Consider the following 19,121-nt stretch of genomic DNA (forward strand, 5'->3'; position numbering starts at 1 on the left):
CTGGCGGGTCCGGACATGACCATGTCATCCTTGGCGAAGGACGATACGGCCCCCCCCGCGCAACAACGCCTTCCGGGTGCGCCGGTGCATGTCGGTGTGATCATGGACGGCAACGGCCGCTGGGCGGCACGCCGGGGTTTGCCACGGATCGAAGGGCACCGGCGCGGCGTCGAAGCGCTCCGTGAAACCGTGCGAGCGGCGATCGAGTTCGGGCTCGATTATCTGACGGTCTACGGTTTTTCCATGGAGAATTGGAACCGGCCCGTCGAGGAAGTCGCCGACCTCATGGGGCTCCTAAAGCGATTTATCCGCAATGATCTCAATGAGTTGCACAAAGGTGGCGTCAAGGTGAAGGTGATTGGCGCGAGAGACAATCTCAAACCGGACATCCGTGCTCTCCTCGAGGAGGCAGAAAATATCACTGTGCGCAACACGCGCCTGACGTTGATCGTCGCCTTCAATTACGGCGGCCGGCAGGAGATCGCTGCGGCGGCCAGGGCCTTGGCGCAAGAGGTCGCCGCCGGTCATATCGAGGTCACCGACATCGACGAGGCGGTGTTTGCCCGGCATCTCGATACGGCCGGGATCCCGGATCCTGATCTGATCATCCGCACCTCTGGCGAGCAACGCTTGTCGAATTTTCTGATGTGGCAGGCGGCCTATGCCGAATTTGTTTTCCTGCCCATGCATTGGCCGGACTTCGACCGGCAGGCGTTCTTGGCCGCGATGGCGGAATTTTCGGCGCGGGAAAGGCGATTTGGCGGCGTGCCCGGGCAGTATGGGAAAACATTGGCCGATGTGGTCAAGACATGAGATCTATCGTGAGGGCCATTTTCAAAGCCACCCGCTTTTTGGGATTATGCTTCAAAAGCCCCAGCCGGGTGCCATGCTGAGCAATGCCGACGGGGCAAGGCGCGATTCCGGGAAGCGCCGTTTGCCCGATCTTTTGCCGCGTCTTCTTTCAGCCCTGGTTTTAATGGCGGTGGCGCTCGTTTCGATTTGGCGGGGCGGCCTATTTTTTGATCTGATTTGGCTCGGCGCCGCTTTGGCGGTCGGCTGCGAATGGCAAAAGCTGATTGCAGCACCGCGTTTACCTGTTCGCTATCTGTTGACTGGCCTTGGTCTCATTCTGGCTGCCTTATTTATCAGCAAGGACTGGTTTGGCGGCGCTTGTGCGCTCCTTGCCGGTTGTAGCATCGCCGCAGCACTCGCGGCGGGCCATTCGAGATGGCTTTGGGCTTTTGGGGGAATCGTTTATGCGGGTTCCCTGCTGGTTTCCGTCGAGGCTTTGCATAGTTCCGCTGACCATGGCATCCGATCAATCGTTTGGCTGTTCGCAGTTGTCTGGGGTACCGATGTTTTCGCCTATTTTGGCGGCCGCCTGATCGGCGGCGCCAAGCTTTGGCCGAAAGTTTCACCCTCGAAAACTTGGTCCGGCACGCTCACCGGCGTCTTCGCTGGCGCCCTCATTGGTGTGGGTGTTGCCACCTATGGGCTTGCCGGTCCGTCCGTGAAACTGCCCCTTTTCGGGCTTGGCCTTGCTGCCGCCGTGATCTCGCAAGCTGGCGATATGTTCGAATCCTGGGTCAAACGGCGCTTTGGTGTTAAGGATTCGAGCCGCCTCATTCCGGGGCACGGAGGCTTCATGGACCGGCTCGATGGCTTTATCGCCGTAGCCGCCTTCGCCACTCTTTTTGGAGCCGCGCGCGAGCACGCTTCCATAGCAGGCGGGCTTTTCGAATGGTTTTAGATGGACTGTGCTCCCCCATGGTGCCAAAGTGCAACTGTGCCGCTCACGCATTTGATGATTCTTAGCAGGCTTTCACGAAGTGCCTTTGCAGATCGAACCCTTCGTATTGACCATTTGAACCTAAGCGGCATGAATCCAAGCGACAGGGCGGCATGAACAACACTCGTAAGTCCGGGCAAGAACCCGCAACGGCCCGCGATGTCCGCAGCGTCGTCATCCTGGGGGCAACCGGCTCGATCGGACGATCGACAGCGGAAATTATTTCCGGCTCTGCCGGCGCATTCCGGGTCGAGGCCGTTGCCGGTGGCAGCAACCCGTTGGCTCTGGCGAAACTTGCGCGTACTCTCGGCGCCAAATTCGCGGCGCTCGCCGACCCCAGCGGTTATGCTGAATTGAAAGAAAGTCTCTCTGGCAGCGGAATAAAAGCGGCCGCGGGCGACGCGGCGGTTGTCGAAGCCGCCCTCCGGCCAGCCGACATCGTGATGGGCGCCATCGCCGGAACTGCCGGGGTTGCCCCAACATTCGCGGCACTTTCCGCCGGACGCACCGTTGCACTCGCCAATAAGGAATGTCTGGTCTGTGCGGGCGCTCCTTTCATGCGCCAGGCCGCCGCCGCCGGCACCCGGTTGCTCCCTGTCGATAGCGAACACAACGCGATTTTTCAGGCGATGGGCGATGCGAATCTCGATACAATCGAAATGATTACGCTCACGGCTTCGGGCGGCCCGTTCCGCACCTGGACGAGCGAGGCCATCGCGAAGGCAACGCCCGAACAGGCCCTGAACCACCCGAATTGGTCGATGGGGCCAAAAATTACGGTGGATTCCGCTGGCCTCATGAACAAGGGGCTAGAGGTCATCGAGGCGCATTATCTTTTTGGCGTCGATGCGGCCAGACTCGACATTATCGTTCATGCTCAATCGGTTGTGCATGGCCTCGTCGCGTTCACCGACGGCTCGGTCACCGCCGGACTCGCGGCTCCCGACATGAAGGTGCCCATCGCCCATTGTCTTTCTTATCCGGAGCGGTCCACGACGGCCGCGCGGCGGCTCGACTTGACCGCTACCGGACAACTTACCTTCGAGCGTCCGGATTTCGAGCGATTTCCTGCCCTGAGGGTGGCCCTCGACGCCTTGCGAACCGGACGTGGACTCCCCACTGTTTTGAATGCCGCCAATGAAATTGCGGTCGCGGCGTTCCTGAACCGGCTGATTTCGTTTCATGACATAGCCCGGATGGTGGAGGAGGCTTGCAATGCGGCACTTGCCGACGGAACCGCGCATGAGCCAGAAACGGTTGCCGACGCGCTTGCCATGGATCATGCCGTGCGTGAGCGGGCGCGCTCGGTTCTCCGCCAGCGGGCCGCATGTGCTTAAATCTTGGCGGCGAGATGTTTATAACGGTCGTGCTTATTTTAACTTTGCTTGCTGACGCTATCAAGATTCGACGCCATGGCTCAATATTTACTCTTTTTTCTTGAATATGGACAAAATTTTACGATGCCTCATCACAGCGTCACCCCATGGTCGACAATCTGACACACTATGCAAAACATATTCTTGAAGTTAAAAAAGAATGATTATTTGCACGCACGCAGCCAAGTTTAAGATGCCCTGCCGCGTTTGTGTTTTGCGTGACGCTTTCCCAGAGTAAATAGTATTTGGGAGAGTTTTTGAGTGACGGGAACCGCCGTGGCGGGTTGGAACTCTCCGGCCTTCCCCATCGTTGGCCGCTGGATGATTGGACTGCAAGAAAAACGAGGTGTTCGGGCCATGCCGAATGCTTCGTGGAGACGGGCTAGGAGATCAAATGTCAGTCCTCATGCAAGTTTGGGCGATCGCGGGATACATCGTACCTTTCATCTTCGTCCTAAGCCTGGTCGTTTTCTTTCATGAACTCGGACATTTTTTGATTGGCCGTTGGTGCGGCGTTAAGGTTGACGCATTTTCGCTCGGTTTCGGACCCGAAATTTTTGGCTTTGACGACCGCTACGGGACCCATTGGCGCCTGGCAATTTTGCCGCTTGGCGGTTATGTGAAATTTCACGGCGACGCCAACGGCGCTTCGATGACGGATCAAGCCGCCGCGGATTTGATGTCAGCCCAGGAGCGGTCGGTGAGTTTCTTTGCCCAAAAGGTCTGGAAGCGGGCGGCGATCGTCGCCGCTGGCCCGATTGCCAATTTTATCTTGGCTATCGTTATCTTCACCGGCATTTTTTATGTAAATGGCCGCGCCATCCTCTTGCCCACAGTGGACAGCGTCGCCGCCGGAAGTTCGGCCGAAGCCGCCGGTTTTCAACCGGGCGATTTGATTGTTTCGATTGATGGAACCAAGGTCGATAGCTTCGAGGAGATGCAACGAATCGTTCAGACCGCCAGCGACACGCAACTTGTTTTCGGCATCGACCGGAACGGCAAAGCGATGGAGTTGGTCGCGATCCCGCACCGGCGTGATGTGGTCACCGCATTCGGAACCACGCGTGTCGGTATCCTCGGCGTCCAATCCAAGGGCAAGCCGGAGAATTGGCACATCCAGCACTATGGTTTTGCCGACTCCGTTAAGCTTGCGGGATCGGAGACCTGGTATGTCGTTGCTCGGACCGGCGGTTATCTGAAAGGTTTATTCGCTGGAACGGAAACAACCGATCAATTGTCGGGACCGATTCGGATCGCCGAAGTGTCCGGCGCGATGGCCAAGGTCGGTCTTGGAGCGCTGCTTAATCTCGCCGCAATTCTGTCAATTTCGGTTGGGATGCTCAATTTGTTCCCGATTCCCCTCCTCGATGGCGGCCATCTTTTCTACTATGCAGTGGAGGCGGTTCGCGGCGAGGCGATGAATGAAAGAGCTCAACAGTTTGGCTTCAAGGTTGGTCTCATGCTGGTCACCAGTTTGATGATCTTTGCCACCTACAACGACGTGCTTCGCCTCACCCGGCAGTTTATGCATTGGGGCTAAGCCACTCGCAAACGTAAGGACCTGACTCCGCTTGGCGAATTGGCCGGTCCTCTAATCACATTTCAATCGTCTGGCAAAAGATAAACGGTTAACCCTGTTGGTTAACCGTTTGCTCACCTCGATCCGTGTCTTACCTGCCACGCCTTCCCGAAAAAGCTACAATGCAACGAAACTTGTGTTGCGAGGCTTGCCAAAGCCTTTAAAAACAACGCGTGGTAATCGTTGAGCGTGTGTTACCAAAACCGGTAAAAGAATCCGCATCAACCAATTAACGCCACAAATATAACCTTAGTCTTCGCGAAATGGGAGCCGGTCTTACGATGCGAGTTCAGCGTGTGTTCAGAGGCCGGGTCGCGGTAGCGATGGTCGTATTGGCTTGGCTGGCTGGCGGTACTTTCGCCGCATTTGCCGAAGGTGTTTCCGTCCAAGGGAACAAACGCGTCGATAGCGAGACGATCAGTGCCTATTTCACAGGTTCGGATCAGGTCGCCATCAATAAGGGCGTCAAGGACCTCTATGCCACGGGGCTGTTTTCCGACATCCGCGTGAGCAGGGCCGGTGGCCGGATCATCATTAGCGTAACTGAAAACAACGTCATCAACCGGGTTGCGTTCGAAGGCAACAGCAAGGTCAAGACGGAAACGCTGACCTCCGAAGTTCAATCGAAATCGCGCGGACCTTACAGCCAGGCCATGGTCGATGCGGACATCGAACGCATCAAGGATGTTTATCGCCGTTCGGGCCGCGCCGCCGCCACCGTCACCGCGCGGACGGTTGATCTGCCCAACGGCAGGATCGACGTGGTGTTCACCATTGACGAAGGCGACAAGACAGGCGTGAAGGCGATCAATTTTGTCGGCAATACGGTCTACTCTTCCGGCAAGCTCCGCGATCTGATGGACACGACGGAGATGAATTACTTCTCATTCTTCAAAACGTCGGACGTTTACGACCCCGACAGGATTGCCTCAGACCTCGAGCGTATTCGCCGGTTCTATCTCAAGAACGGTTACGCGGATTTCCGTGTGATCGGTTCCGACGCTCAGTTCGACGCCGAGCAAGGCGGTTACATCGTCACGATCACGGTGGAGGAAGGCGTTCAATACACGGTGGCGACGGTCAATGTGGAATCACATTTGCCGGACATCGATGGCGCTTCGCTGCTCCCTCTCGTGCGTCTCTCGGCCGGCGACGTCTATAATGGCGACATGGTCGAAAAGACCGTTGATGCCCTCACCAAGGAAGTGGGCAAGCATGGCTATCCATTCACCCAAGTCCGGCCTCGCGGCGACCGCGATCCCGCCACGCGCACCGTCACCATAGCCTTCGTCTTGGAGGACGGCCCGCGGGTGTACGTCGAGCGCATCGATGTGCGCGGAAATACCAGGACGCGTGACTATGTTATCCGGCGCGAATTTGAAATCGGCGAAGGCGATGCCTATAACCGGGTGTACATCGACCGGGCGGAACGACGGCTCAACAATCTCGGCTATTTCAAAAAGGTCAAGATCACCAACGAACCCGGATCGACGCCCGATCGGGTGATCGTGGTCGTCGATGTCGAAGATCAGCCGACCGGATCGTTATCGCTGTCCGGCGGTTATTCGACTTCCGACGGCTTCATCGCCGATGTCGCCGTCACCGAAACAAACTTCATGGGCCGCGGCCAATATGTGAAGCTGGCGGTTTCCGAGGGGCAGTACAGCCGCGGCGTCAATTTCAGTTTCACCGAGCCCTATTTTCTCGGGGAACGGCTCGCGGCGGGCTTCGACGTTTACGCGAAAAAGAGCGATGCTTGGCAATATTCCTACTACAACAACTTCGTAACGGGAGCGACTCTGCGCCTCGGCTTGCCCGTAACGGAAGAAATCTCCTTCTCGCCAAGATATTCGATTTACCGCACCGACATCTCCATTCCCAACAATTCCGGGCGCCCATACAACGATTGTACCAATCCAATTTTTGGAACGACGCCAGGATTCAACGGCGCAACCCCGAGCATTTATTACAACTGCTTGACGAATGGCGAAGCTTCCTTGGCGCTCAAGGAAGCCCAGGGTCCATTCCTCACCTCGATGGTCGGCTACACGCTTGGCTATAACTCACTTGACAACAATAGGAGCCCGACGGCTGGCATCTTCGCCGAATTGCGCCAGGATATCGCTGGCGCCGGAGGCGACACACGCTTCGTCCGCACCACCGGCGATATTCGCTATTACCACGAGTTATACGATCAATTCGTTGGGCTCGTGCATCTGCAAGGCGGCGATCTGGCGAGCTTTGGCGGCAGCCAAATCCGTATCGTTGACAATTTCAACTTGGGGCCAAGCCTCGTTCGCGGATTTGCGCCAAGCGGTATTGGCCCGCGCGATATCAGCTCTGGCAATCCCCAGGGCAATCCGCTCGGCGGCACGGTATATTTCGGCGCCAGCGCGGAGGTGCAGTTTCCGATCTTCGGCCTGCCTCGGGATCTTGGCCTGAAGGGCGCCCTCTTCGTCGATGCGGGAACTTTGTATGGCTTTAATGGCCGGACCAATTTCAGTCCGACCGGTGTTTGCTCGGGTGGCCCATTTGTCGCGCCCTTCTCGCAAAGCAATTGCATCACCGTCGGCGGCGACACGGCAACGATTCGGACCGCCGCCGGCGGATCGATCATCTGGGCATCGCCGCTTGGGCCGATACGGTTCGATTTCGCCAAGGCCATCACTAAGAACCAATTTGATCAAACTCAATTCTTCCGTTTCACCGGCGGCACCACGTTCTGATCTAACGCCGGTTCTGCTTTCCTGCGCTCCGCCAGCTGCAAAGCTGGCCGGGCGGAGAGTGAGCCAACTCAAAGCCAAGCCTGGCACAACGCCCGCGACGCCACCTCTTACCTGCCGCGGGACTGGCGTGGAACGTCCCGCATGAGCGAGCCTTCTTTTTTTCCCCCCGCCACGCCACTTTTGCTCAGCGATATCGTGGCTTGCACGGGTGCGGGGGTGGTTGAGAATGCCGATTTGTCGGTCATGATCAGCGGGGCCGCAGCGATCGACGAGGCTGGCCCTGGGGAATTCACTTTTTGTGATTCTCCCGAAAATGCCGAGCTTTTGGAGATGAGCCGCGCCACCGCCTGCTTTGTCACGCCGGGTGAGGCACGGCGCTTGCCAAAAACGGCGTTGGCACTCGTGGTGGACGACCCCTATCTCAGCTACGTCCTTGCCTTGCAGCGGATGTTTCCGCAAGCGATCCGGCCAAAATCCGTTTGCGGTACTTCGGGAATCAATCCAGGGGCCTCGATCCATCCGGAAGCCCGGCTCGAACAAGGCGTGATTGTCGATCCCGGCGTGATCATTGGGCCGCGCGCGGAAATCGGGTCTGGTTCGATCATTGGCGCGAACAGTGTGATCGGGTCTGGCGTCCGGGTCGGCCGCGATTGCCTAATTGGGCCGCAAGTCACCTTGGCCCATGCGCTGATCGGCAATAGGGTCATTCTGCATACCGGCACCCGCATCGGCCAGTATGGTATCGATTTCCGCCACGCGAGAGCCGCCATCACAGCACCCAGGATTGGCCGGGTGATTATTCAAGACGGCGTCGAAATCGGCGCCAATGCGACGGTCGATCGCGGCGCAACGGGCGATACCGTCATTGGGGAAGAAACACGAATCGGCAATCTCGCCCGGATCGCGGAAAACGTCGCGATTGGACGCCATTGCGTTGTCTGCGCGCAGACAGGTCTCTCCGCCGGGGCGCGCCTTGAAGATTTTGCTACATTTGGCCAGTGACTTTGGCTCGACGGCAAAAACGATTGAGAAGAGACGGGAACCAGGGAGAAAAACGCGATGAGCGACATGGCGCCGGCAACGATCGAGAGTTTCGACATTCTGCGTTTGTTGAAATCCCTGCCCCATCGCTATCCCTTTCTCATGATCGACCGGGTGATCGAAGCGCGGGGCGATGAATTTGGCATCGGCATCAAGAATGTCAGCATCAATGAGCCGCAATTCCAGGGGCATTTCCCGGAGCGTCCGGTCATGCCCGGCGTTCTTCTGATCGAGGGCATGGCGCAAACTGCGGGGGTTTTGTGCGTCAACGCGCATTCCCCCGGTAAGCCGCCCCCGCTCGTCTATTTCATGAGCATCGACAAGGCGAGGTTTCGCAAGCCGGTTCTACCGGGCGACCGGGTCGAGTTTCACATGACCAAGACCAACCGGCGCCGCACTATGTGGTGGTACCAGGGCCGCGCCTTCGTCGATGGCGTGCTCGTGTGCGAGGCAGAGATCGCCGCCATGCTGGCAGATGGCAGTGCGTAACCTTGTGCGCCGGTTGCCGCAGAGTTACTTCATTGGCTAAATATCTGCCGTAGAATCAAGGGACTCGCGTTTCGCGTGGACGTCGTTCAACAGGGATAGCCGCGTGAGAACCAAGGGCAAAAACTTCAGTGCCGCGAAGGACCTTCAAAACGTCACGGCAGACACGCGGTTTGGTACCATCCTCGCCGACCCGCCCTGGCGCTTCCAAAACAAAACCGGCAAAGTCGCGCCCGAGCATCGGCGCCTGTCCCGCTACGCCACCATGACGCTCGATGAGATTTGCGCGCTGCCGGTAATGGGGATAGCGGCGCCAACTGCGCATCTTTATTTGTGGTGCCCGAACGCGCTGTTGCCAGATGGGCTCCGTGTCATGGCCGCATGGGGCTTTACTTACAAAGCCAATATTATCTGGCACAAAATCCGCAAAGACGGCGGGTCAGACGGCCGCGGCGTCGGCTTTTATTTTCGCAACGTCACCGAAGTGATTCTGTTCGGCACAAGGGGAAAAGGCGCTCGGACCCTGGCCCCCGGCCGGTCCCAGGTGAATTATCTGGCGACCAGGAAACGCGAGCACTCGCGCAAACCGGACGAGCAATATCCGCTTATTGAATCCTGTTCGCCAGGCCCCTATCTGGAGTTGTTCGGCCGGGGTGTCCGCCCGAACTGGGTAACTTGGGGCGATCAAGCGAATGAGTCTTATGCGCCCGCGTGGAAGACCTACGCTCATAATTCCGTATCGGAACGTGGAAAAGCGGTCGAAGCGGAGAAAAGGATCTAGGACATCATGACCAAGACTATCCGTGTGCATGAGACTGGCGGCCCGGAGGTCATGAGGATCGAGGACATAGAACTGCCCTCCCCCTTACGCGGTCAGGTGCGTGTCCGCCATCATGCGATAGGCGTCAATTTCATCGACATTTATTTTCGTAGCGGGGTTTATCCCGTGCCCTCGCTGCCTTTTACACCCGGCAATGAGGGCGCTGGGGAAATCGTCGCCCTCGGCGCGGGTGTCAAAGATTTCAAGCTTGGTGACCGGGTCGCTTATGTCTCGACCCTGGGTGCCTACGCCGGAGAGCGGCTGATCGCGGCGGACCGTCTCGTTAAATTGCCGAAGAGCATTTCCTACGAGACAGCAGCAGCGATGATGCTGAAGGGCCTCACCGCGCAATATCTGCTGCGCCAGACGTTTAAGGTGAAGCCGGGCAACACCGTTTTGATTCAAGCGGCGGCGGGTGGCGTCGGCCTGATCCTCTGCCAATGGGCGAAAGCGCTCGGCGCAACAGTGATCGGGACGGTTGGCTCGCCCGAAAAAGCCAAACTCGCCAAGAAGGCGGGAGCCAAGCATGTCATCCTCTACCGCGAGGAAGACTTTGCCGCGCGCGTCAAGGAGATCACCAAGGGAAAACTCTGCGACGTGGTTTATGACGGCGTCGGCAAAGCGACCTTTCCGGCTGCGCTCGATTGCCTGCGGCCGTATGGACTATTCGTGAGCTTTGGCTCGGCCTCGGGGCAAATCGAAGCCTTCAATCTGGGGCTTCTGTCAACGAAAGGCTCCCTCTACGCCACCCGCCCGTCCCTCCACACCTATTCGGCGAAACGTGAGGATCTCGAAAAAATGGCGCATGACCTATTCCGCGTGGTGTCGAGCGGCGCCGTGAAAATTCCACTGCACCGGACGTGGCCGCTCGAGGATGTCGTCGATGTTCATCGGGCGCTCGAAAACCGCGAGACAACCGGCGCGACCGTGCTCATTCCATAAGGGATGATGCCCCGAGTCGTGAGGCCGTGTTCAGCTGCTAAAAACAAAATACGAGGAGGAACAGTTGAACGACAAACCAACAACCGGCTCCGGGTTTCTTTTCTTGATGCTGGGCCTGGCCTTGGCATCCTCGGTCGTCATCATCTTTGGTTTAAGGCAACTCTCTCAAAAAACGGGCGGCGATGGGTTCGAGGCGACCAACGGCTATCTTCAAGTTGAGCAAAGTGTCACGAAAACAGCTATTCGTAAAGCAACTGTAGAAAATTTTGCGGATACACTTGTTAGCTGTCTCCCATCCCAAAGTTTAAAAAATGAAACCTTAAACGAACAACAGCTGAGAGAACGTATCAGTGCCGTCCTGAAAAATCTTTCGGCGGCGGATACGAACGATAAATGCGGGAACGCACAAAATCGCAATTGGACATTCACATTACCTTGCAAATTGACGATCAACAGGGCGCCAGCGTGGCTGAGCGGGGCCGTCAAATTGGGAGATTTGAGTATATGCGAAACAACCTTGGCGGAAAGCCTTCACTCCGCCATGAGCCATTGTCCAGCCTCCTCCGATTTCCCCGGCTGCCTTGTAAATTCAGTTTTGACGAATATTGATGTGCAGCGGGAATTTGACAAGCCGTAAGCTGTTCAGAAGGATGGAACATACTTGAGATGGAATGGCGCGACGACGGCCTGATCCTGGGCACACGCAAGCATGGCGAGACGAGCGTCATCGTCGAGGCGATGACCCGCGCGCATGGCCGCCATTTCGGGCTTGTCAGAGGCGGCCGCTCCAAGCGCATGCAGCCCTTGTTACAGACCGGCAATCATGCCGAATTCGTCTGGCGGGCGCGGCTCGACGAGCATCTCGGCACATTTTCGGTGGAGCCCATGGAATTGCGCACCGCGCGTTTGATGGCAAGCGCCGAAGCCCTGCACGCGGTCTGTCTTGTGGCGGCCCTGCTGCGCCTCGCCGCCGAGCGCGATCCGCATCCAGCCCTTTATGAGACGGCGGTGGGCATCGCCGGGAGCATCGAGAAGCCGGAAAGCCTCCCGCCGCTGATCGTGCGATTCGAGGCCGCGATTCTGTCGCAAATGGGGTTCGGGCTCGATCTCGGGTCATGCGCCGCCACAGGCACGACCGAGGATCTCGTTTATGTGTCGCCAAAATCCGGACGGGCCGTCTCGAAGGCGGCGGGGGAAGCCTACAAGACGCGGCTGCTGCCGCTGCCGGCGTTTCTGCGCGATGGAAACGGGGAGGCGAACCCGCCCGCCGCTGACATCAAGGATGGCTTTCGGCTGACCGGCTTTTTTCTGCGGCGCGAACTTTTCGGGCCGCGCGGCCAAGCGCTACCGGAAGCGCGCGGCGCCTATCTCGCGGAACTGGAAAAGCGCTTCAACCCGAAGACATGACCGCCAAACCAGGATTACTTGATCTTGGTTTCCTTGAACTCGACGTGTTTGCGGGCAACCGGGTCATATTTCTTGAACGCCAGCTTTTCCGTCTTGGTGCGGGCGTTCTTTTTGGTGACATAAAAATAGCCCGTGTCCGCCGTGGACAGAAGCTTGATCTTGATCATTGCGGCCTTGGCCATTTCAAAGTTCCTTTAACGCGGCGCGCGGCGCGGGGCCAAGCCTTTGTATGTAGGATGAGCCGCGACCATACGAATCGCGGGTCATTTGTCAAGAAATCCCCGGAAACAGCAACTCAGGGCCTACTGGCAAGGCTGGCGGCGGTTTCCGCGAGCGCGTCGTGAAAAACCTCGACCGCCGTCAAGAGATCAGCTTCATCGATGATGAGCGGCGGCGCGAAACGAATGACCGTGTCATGCGTCTCTCTCGTCAGGACTCCGCGCCGCATCATCGCAATACAAATCTCCTTCACGCAGACGCGCGAGGCGTCCAGTTCCACCGCCGCCCAGAGCCCCTTACCCCGCACCGCGACGATCGCCGGATGGGGGATAGCACTCAGCGCGCCGAGCAAGGTTTTCCCGAGGACATGACTGCGGAGCGCCAAATCCTCGTCCTTGAGGACCTGGATCGCCTCGCGCCCGACCGCCGCCGCGAGCGGATTGCCGCCAAAGGTCGAGCCATGGCTGCCGGGATCGAAAACATCCATGACGGCGCGCCGTGCGACGAAGGCGGAGACGGGCAGTAAACCTCCGCCAAGCGCCTTGCCCAGGATGAGACCGTCCGGCAAAGCATCCTCGTGCTCGAAACAAAAGTTTTTTCCGGTTCGCCCGAAGCCGGACTGGACCTCGTCGAAAATCAACAAGATCCCGTGGCGATCGCAGATCCGGCGCAGACTTGCTAGATAGCCCTTAGGCGGCACGATGATCCCCGCCTCGCCCTGGATAGGCTCGATCAAAACGGCGGCGGTATTTGGTCCGATCGAAGCTTCGAGCGCGCTGGCATCCCCAAACGGCACCGTGACAAATCCCGGCGCGAAAGGCCCAAAACCGCGCCGGTAGGACGGCTCACTCGAAAAGCCGATCAGTGTTGTCGTGCGGCCGTGGAAATTTCCCTCGGCCACGATGATCTCAGCTTGGCCCTCTGGGATCGAAAACCGGTCATAACCGTGACGGCGGGCGGCTTTGATCGCCGTCTCGACCGCCTCCGCGCCGGTGTTCATCGGCAGACAGGCATCAAGTCCGGTAAGCGCCGCGAGTTCCTCGCAGAAGAGCCCGAGATTATCCGAATAAAAGGCCCTTGAGGCGATATCCAATCGTTCCAGCTGATTTTTCAGCGCCTGGACAAGACGCGGATGCAGATGGCCAAAACTCGCCGCTGAATAGGCGCTCATCATATCGATATAGCGCTTACCGCCCGTATCAAAGAGATGCGCGCCGGAGCCGCGCGCCAAGACGACCGGAAGCGACGCGTAGTTTTTCGCGCCAAACCGCGATTCCCGCGCAATGACGCCTTGCGTGGTCATAAAACTTTGCAAGGACATGGCGGCCTCCTGTCAGTCTCTCGGTATGGCAATTATCGCATGAAAATGTGCGTTTTTGCCCCGGAAATACGGCCGGTTGCGCGCAGAATATCCGCGACAAAGGGCTTTTCACGCGCGAAAATGCGCTGGCATTCGACAAACGAGAGACCGATGGCGCGCCGGCATATCATTGACGAAATGGATCGCAAAATCCTCAAGCGGCTGCAACTCGACGCAAGGATCAGCAATGTCCACCTCGCGGAAGCGGTGCATTTGTCGCCGAGTGCCTGCCTGGAGCGGGTCAGATCGCTCGAAAAGGATGGCCTGATCCGGCGCTATACGGCCGACTTCGATCTTTCAAAAATTTCCAGCAATGTGATGCTGCTCGTTGAGGTGATTCTCGAAAATCATCGCGAAACCGATTTCGAGCGTTTTCTTGCGGCGATTCGCAAACGTGACGAAGTTTTGGAATGTTTTAAAATCGGTGGAAGGATTGATTATCTGATGCGGGTTCTGTGCCGCGACATCGATCATTACAACGAATTGAGCGATTATATGAGCCGTGGCGATTTGGGTGTCGAGAAATTTCACGGCCATGTCGTCCTCGCCATCGACAAGGTTTTTCAAGGTTATCCGCTCGACCTGCTGGTCGAGCCGGCGGAGCCGTAGTGAGCCACGGGAGGCTTGCCGGTACCGCCAGGCTGGAGCGGCACCTTGCAACTTGCTCCGCGAGCGGCGCCCATATAATAATGCTGTAGTGCAGCATAGCCAAAGCCGCACGCGGGCCGCTGACCGGTGTGAAGCTTCTTGCCACTGACAAAGGACGATTGATGACGAGCATTCCGCAATGGCTTCAATCCGAACCCGGGGATTATGTTTTGGAGGCGCAATTGCCGCTGAAACATCGTTTTCTCCGGTGGCTGGGCCGTCAAACATGGATCTACCGGGGCCAGGACCGGCTGCTCCGGCTCGTTTACAATCCCGATGCAAACAAGCATTTCAAGTTCGAAGTCGGCTTTTTTGGCCAGCGGTATCGCGGCGACCTCGGCCATTTCATCGATTGGAACGTCTTCTGCTATGGCTCTTACGCCTATCACGAGCTGTTGCTTCTGCGCGACATCGCCAGCGAATTAAAAGCGCAGCGGGTTGCCCCTATTTCCTTCTATGATGTTGGCGCCAACGTCGGCAATCACACACTGTTCATGGCGCCGCATGTGGACAAGGTCTTCGCCTTTGAGCCCTTCGCTTTGGTTCGCGCTTTCATCGAAGATAAAATCGCCCTTAACGGGCTCACCAACGTTACCGTATTTCCTTTCGCGCTCGGCGAGACTGACGGCGATGTTCCCTATTATCCCTCGCCAGATGGAAACTCCGGCGCCGGAACGCTGATCGAGAATCGGCTGAGCACATTCGCGGACCCGGCGATCGTTCAAATCCGCCGGGGCGATAGCTTTTTGAAAAAAGAAAGCCTCCCGCGGATCGACCTCATCAAGGCCGATGTCGAGGGCTTTGAAGCTTTTGTCTTTCGCGGCTTGAGCGGCCGCATACGCCAAGACAAGCCTGCCATAATTTTGGAAATTTCGGACGACAGCCGGAAAGGCTTCGGCTCGGAGGATTCGTTCAGGCAAGCTTTTTATGAAGGCGCCTTGTTTGCCGAGGTTGCCGGCGGCAACGGCCGGCCCTACAAACTAAAATCCTTCAAATACGGCACGGCCGCGGAAGTGCTTGTCATGCCTCCCGAAATGTCCGGAATTATGAAAAAGCTAACCCACGGCGCCTAGCCGTATTGGCCTCAGCCGTTTCCGGTTTTTCCGGAGAAGAGGTCAGACTAGCGCCGTCTTCCCAAAAATAGGCTCGAAGGTGGCCCGCAGCGCGGCGTCAACTTCTCCCATGTTGGCCAAAGCATCGAGATCGTGGAGGCTCGTGATTCCAAGATGCGGGGTCGAAATCCCGCAAGGGACGATTCCCCTAAAATGCGAAAGATCTGGTGAGACATTGAGCGCGACACCATGAAAAGTCACCCAGCGGCGGACCCTGATGCCGATCGCCGCGATTTTGTCTTCGGCCGCCTCGCCGCCGGTCCCTGATGGCTTATCCGGCCGCGCGGCCCACACTCCGATGCGGCCGGACCGCCGCTCTCCCGTAACGCCGAAAGTCCGCAAGGAGGCAATGATCCACGTCTCCAGCGCGCAGACAAACGCGCGCAGGTCGGGGTTCCGGCGATTGAGATCGAGCATGACATAGGCGATGCGCTGTCCCGGCCCATGATAGGTGTACTGGCCACCACGGCCGCTCTTATGCACCGGAAATCGCGGCTCCAAGAGATCCCCCGCCCGCGCCGATGTTCCGGCCGTGTACAGCGGCGGATGTTCCAGCAGCCAGACGAGTTCCGGCGCCGCGCCTGCTGCTATCGCCGCGACCCGCGCCTCCATGTACGCCACCGCGTCTACATAGGGTATAAGCCCCTCGGAAACCCGCCATTCGATGGCTGCGATTTCACGGGACAACATCGATGACGGCGGATTTTGCTGCGGCATGATCTCAAGATAACGGCTGGCAAGCCAATCCGCATCCCCTCACCAAAGAACGAAGGGTCTGCGCGCTTGCCACCCTGGCGCCGATTTGTTAGACGACGCGCCTGCCCGTGCAGCGCCTTCGCGCAATTCACGGCGCGGACGATGCGGCCATGGCGGAATTGGTAGACGCGCTAGCTTGAGGTGCTAGTTGGGAGACCAGTGGAGGTTCGAGTCCTCTTGGCCGCACCATAATTTTAGAGGAGATGGCGCCGAATTTACTGGTGATTCGCTTGGCTCCGGTGCGACGTTTGGGGCGGTCACGGCCATACCTTAGGTATCCCTCCCCCAGCGTCGCCGCCTCCCCTGCCCGCCCGCGCCTTGGCAAACACTTTGGCGATGATCTTGTCCGTTTCCGACGTCCAGCCATCCGGCGCCTGCCTTACCGACGGCGGCGCGGCGCCAGGCGCGAGCGTGACAATTTTATAGCCGCACCGTTTCAATTCTCGCAGAAGAGCAGGCAACATCGCGGCGGTTTGCTGCTTTGTGTCGTGGAGCAGCAAAATCCCGCGTTTCTCGTGATCAAGCCGTTCGAGGGTCAAGGCAAGCTCTTTCTCAGGCGACATCGGGAGCCAGTCCGAGGCCCAAAAATCGGCGCCAAAAATCCCGATATTCTGGGCTGTCAGCCAATCGACAAGTTCCGGTGTGTCAGCAAATCCTGGAAAGCGGAAGAAAGGAACCTTTGGGGAGCCGCTGGCCTTACCATAGGCAGCCTTGTCATCCGCCGCGATGCCTTTGAGGATGTCCTCCTGCGCCGCCTTTTGACTCATTTGGCGCAAGGTCTGAGCGGGATGCGAAAAGGTATGATGGCCAACGGTGTGCCCTTCAGCGACTTCACGCTTGACGATGGAGGGCAAAGCCTCGGCGTTCCGGCCGACGAGGAAAAACGTCGCCTTCACGCATTCGGCCGCCAAGGCGTCGAGAACTCTCGGCGTGGTGTGCGCGGATGGCCCATCATCGAACGTCAGTATGATTTCGTGGTCTTCGAGGGCCAAGCTGCGCGGATAGGACTTGAAGCCGACCTGCAATCCGCCCTTTGTGCCAACTTCAATCGTGCGGGCAACGCCCAGCGCATCCGGCAAACATGCCTTGGAAGTTGCAACTGCCGGTGTCAGGAGAGATCCGCTCATGATGACGTAAATCCACCAAGCCACAGAGTACATTTTAAGCAGTCTAAATCGTAACCCGCTATTGCGAAGAAACTGCGTCACCTCGAACACAACGATTTTAATGTGAATCCATCAAAAAACATAACGTGATCAATTCCAAGGGATTTAGGGGGACGCGGGCGGAAAGCCAGTTCCCTTTTGTCCGACCCCGCTCTAGCCGTTCGGGATACTGTTCCCGTTTCGTGTTTGCTCCGTCTGAGAAAATGGCCCATGACCTCATGGTTTCCAAATATAAGGCAAAATCGCGCGCATGACCAAAATTGACGAGCGCCCCAGTGCCACGGCACCCGAATTGGAGCCAATCGGAGGCGATACGGCGCCGATTTACGATGAAAACGGTGCGATTGAGCCAGATTTCCTGCGCGATGTGACAGCCGCCATCGAGACCGGAAACAGCGCCTCGCTGCGCGCCCTGGCGGGACGCCTGCACGAAGCCGATCTCGGTCTGCTCGTGGTCTCTCTCGAACCCGAGCTGCGCCCCAAGCTCGTCGAGATGATGGGAGACGAGTTCGATTTCGCCGCCTTGACGGAGATGGATGATCGCACCCGCGACGAGATCCTCGCGGAACTTCCGAACGCGACCGTTGCCGAAGGCGTCCGCGAGCTTGAAAGCGACGATGCCGTCACGATCCTCGAAGATCTGGAGCCAGAGGATCAGGCCGAGATTTTGGAGGCACTGCCGGCGGCCGACCGGGTTCAACTGCAACGCTCGCTCGATTACCCGGAATATTCCGCCGGCCGCCTGATGCACACGACTTTCGTGACCGCGCCGCCGTTCTGGACGGCAGGCCAAGCGATCGATGTCATGCGCGACACCGATGAAGAGCATTTGCCGGAATCCTTCTTCGAAATCTTCATTGTCGATCCGGCCCACCGGCTATTGGGAAATATCTTTCTCGACACGCTCATGCGCGCCAAGAGCCGGGCCAAGCTCGAAGAGATAATGAATGTGGAGCGCCGCCGGGTCGCGGTGACGGAGCAACGCGATGACGTCGCGCGCCTGTTTCAGCGCTACAATCTCGTCTCGGTTCCGGTTGTCGACGAAGCGGAACGGCTTGTCGGGGTGATCACCATCGACGACATCGTCGACGTCATCCAGGAAGAAGCCGACGCCGAAGTGAAGGCGCTCGGTGGCGTCTCCGAGAACGAAGAACTATCCGACACGGTTTGGTGGACAGCCAAAAGCCGTTTCGTATGGCTCTTCGTCAATCTGATCACCGCTTTCATCGCCTCTTCCGTGCTCGGCCTTTTCGAAGGCTCGCTGCAAAAGATGGTGGCACTCGCCGTGCTAGCACCAATCGTCGCGAGCCAGGGTGGCAATGCGGCGACTCAAACGATGACGGTCGCCGTCCGCGCGCTTGCCACACGAGAACTTTCCCGCGCCAACGCGGCCCGCGTCATTCTGCGCGAAATCATGGTCGGTGCTTTGAATGGCGTCGCATTTGGCGTGATCACCGGGATCGTCGCCAGCATCTGGTTCGGGCTTGCAGGGGTCGGCGTGGTGATCGCGCTTGCCATGCTGACCAACCTCATCGCCGGCGCCTTGGGCGGAATTCTCATCCCGCAAGTGCTGCATCGTTTCGACATCGATCCCGCCGTGTCGTCGAGCCCCTTCGTCACGACCGTTACCGATGTGGTGGGTTTTGCGTCGTTCCTGGGGATCGCGACTCTATGGTTTGGATTGGGATGAGGCG

18 protein-coding genes and 1 tRNA gene are annotated in these 19,121 nt (G+C 58.1%); 15 read left to right on the forward strand and 4 right to left on the reverse strand.

The window, feature by feature from the left end; genetic code table 11:
• The first annotated feature begins 21 nt into the window (after nt 1-21).
• The 11 genes from QEV83_RS03400 (at nt 22) to recO (ending at nt 12,166) form a co-directional block, all read left to right on the forward strand.
• Nucleotides 22-813 carry an isoprenyl transferase gene (locus tag QEV83_RS03400; protein WP_280130954.1) on the forward strand — a complete coding sequence of 264 codons (792 nt, stop codon included), beginning with the start codon at nt 22-24 and terminating at the stop codon, nt 811-813.
• The gene (locus QEV83_RS03405) at nt 797-1,750 is read left to right on the forward strand and encodes a phosphatidate cytidylyltransferase (protein ID WP_280129862.1); all 954 of its coding nucleotides are present in this window, start codon (nt 797-799) and stop codon (nt 1,748-1,750) included. The genes QEV83_RS03400 and QEV83_RS03405 overlap by 17 nt, the downstream gene beginning before the upstream one ends.
• Before the next feature lie 152 nt (nt 1,751-1,902).
• Nucleotides 1,903-3,126: a 1-deoxy-D-xylulose-5-phosphate reductoisomerase gene (gene dxr / locus QEV83_RS03410; protein ID WP_280129863.1), complete on the forward strand. Its 1,224-nt coding sequence runs from the start codon at nt 1,903-1,905 to the stop codon at nt 3,124-3,126.
• A 433-nt stretch (nt 3,127-3,559) separates the two neighbouring features.
• On the forward strand, nt 3,560-4,705 hold the full coding sequence (gene rseP, locus QEV83_RS03415) for an RIP metalloprotease RseP (RefSeq protein WP_280129864.1): 1,146 nt from the start codon (nt 3,560-3,562) through the stop codon (nt 4,703-4,705).
• Between the two features lie 320 nt (nt 4,706-5,025).
• The gene (gene bamA, locus QEV83_RS03420; protein ID WP_280129865.1) at nt 5,026-7,470 is read left to right on the forward strand and encodes an outer membrane protein assembly factor BamA; all 2,445 of its coding nucleotides are present in this window, start codon (nt 5,026-5,028) and stop codon (nt 7,468-7,470) included.
• Nucleotides 7,471-7,611: 141 nt separating this feature from the next.
• A complete protein-coding gene (locus tag QEV83_RS03425; RefSeq protein ID WP_280129866.1) occupies nt 7,612-8,472 on the forward strand; it encodes a UDP-3-O-(3-hydroxymyristoyl)glucosamine N-acyltransferase in 861 nt (286 codons plus the stop codon).
• Nucleotides 8,473-8,529: 57 nt separating this feature from the next.
• On the forward strand, nt 8,530-9,000 hold the full coding sequence (fabZ, locus tag QEV83_RS03430) for a 3-hydroxyacyl-ACP dehydratase FabZ (protein ID WP_280129867.1): 471 nt from the start codon (nt 8,530-8,532) through the stop codon (nt 8,998-9,000).
• Between the two features lie 103 nt (nt 9,001-9,103).
• Nucleotides 9,104-9,778 (forward strand): MT-A70 family methyltransferase, encoded by a 675-nt coding sequence (locus QEV83_RS03435; protein WP_280129868.1) that lies wholly within the window; start codon nt 9,104-9,106, stop codon nt 9,776-9,778.
• Nucleotides 9,779-9,784: 6 nt separating this feature from the next.
• Nucleotides 9,785-10,759 (forward strand): quinone oxidoreductase, encoded by a 975-nt coding sequence (locus QEV83_RS03440; protein WP_280129869.1) that lies wholly within the window; start codon nt 9,785-9,787, stop codon nt 10,757-10,759.
• Between the two features lie 64 nt (nt 10,760-10,823).
• Nucleotides 10,824-11,396 (forward strand): hypothetical protein, encoded by a 573-nt coding sequence (locus tag QEV83_RS03445; protein WP_280129870.1) that lies wholly within the window; start codon nt 10,824-10,826, stop codon nt 11,394-11,396.
• A gap of 29 nt (nt 11,397-11,425) precedes the next feature.
• Nucleotides 11,426-12,166: a DNA repair protein RecO gene (gene recO, locus QEV83_RS03450; RefSeq protein ID WP_280129871.1), complete on the forward strand. Its 741-nt coding sequence runs from the start codon at nt 11,426-11,428 to the stop codon at nt 12,164-12,166.
• A 14-nt stretch (nt 12,167-12,180) separates the two neighbouring features.
• On the opposite strand, the gene rpmG is transcribed toward recO, so the two are convergent.
• Entirely contained in the window at nt 12,181-12,348 is a 168-nt protein-coding gene (gene rpmG / locus QEV83_RS03455; protein ID WP_280129872.1) for a 50S ribosomal protein L33, read from the reverse strand.
• Nucleotides 12,349-12,461: 113 nt separating this feature from the next.
• Entirely contained in the window at nt 12,462-13,706 is a 1,245-nt protein-coding gene (gene rocD / locus QEV83_RS03460; protein ID WP_280129873.1) for an ornithine--oxo-acid transaminase, read from the reverse strand.
• 150 nt (nt 13,707-13,856) lie between these two features.
• On the opposite strand from rocD, the gene QEV83_RS03465 reads away from it, so the two are divergent.
• Complete coding sequence (locus QEV83_RS03465; protein ID WP_280129874.1) at nt 13,857-14,354, forward strand: Lrp/AsnC family transcriptional regulator; 498 nt, start codon at nt 13,857-13,859, stop codon at nt 14,352-14,354.
• A gap of 161 nt (nt 14,355-14,515) precedes the next feature.
• On the forward strand, nt 14,516-15,466 hold the full coding sequence (locus QEV83_RS03470; protein ID WP_280129875.1) for an FkbM family methyltransferase: 951 nt from the start codon (nt 14,516-14,518) through the stop codon (nt 15,464-15,466).
• Nucleotides 15,467-15,508: 42 nt separating this feature from the next.
• Here the strand turns inward: QEV83_RS03470 and lipB are convergent, their stop codons facing one another.
• On the reverse strand, nt 15,509-16,222 hold the full coding sequence (gene lipB, locus QEV83_RS03475; protein ID WP_280129876.1) for a lipoyl(octanoyl) transferase LipB: 714 nt from the start codon (nt 16,220-16,222) through the stop codon (nt 15,509-15,511).
• Between the two features lie 143 nt (nt 16,223-16,365).
• Between lipB and QEV83_RS03480 the strand changes: the two genes are divergently transcribed.
• Nucleotides 16,366-16,450: transfer RNA gene (locus tag QEV83_RS03480), tRNA-Leu, on the forward strand.
• A gap of 68 nt (nt 16,451-16,518) precedes the next feature.
• Here QEV83_RS03480 and QEV83_RS03485 read toward each other — a convergent pair.
• Complete coding sequence (locus tag QEV83_RS03485) at nt 16,519-17,388, reverse strand: polysaccharide deacetylase family protein (RefSeq protein ID WP_280129877.1); 870 nt, start codon at nt 17,386-17,388, stop codon at nt 16,519-16,521.
• A gap of 289 nt (nt 17,389-17,677) precedes the next feature.
• Between QEV83_RS03485 and mgtE the strand changes: the two genes are divergently transcribed.
• Nucleotides 17,678-19,117, forward strand: a complete 1,440-nt coding sequence (gene mgtE, locus QEV83_RS03490) for a magnesium transporter (protein WP_280129878.1) — start codon at nt 17,678-17,680, stop codon at nt 19,115-19,117.
• Nucleotides 19,118-19,121: the final 4 nt, after the last annotated feature.

Source organism: Methylocapsa sp. D3K7, from assembly GCF_029855125.1.
In the GTDB taxonomy this organism is placed as follows: domain Bacteria; phylum Pseudomonadota; class Alphaproteobacteria; order Rhizobiales; family Beijerinckiaceae; genus Methylocapsa.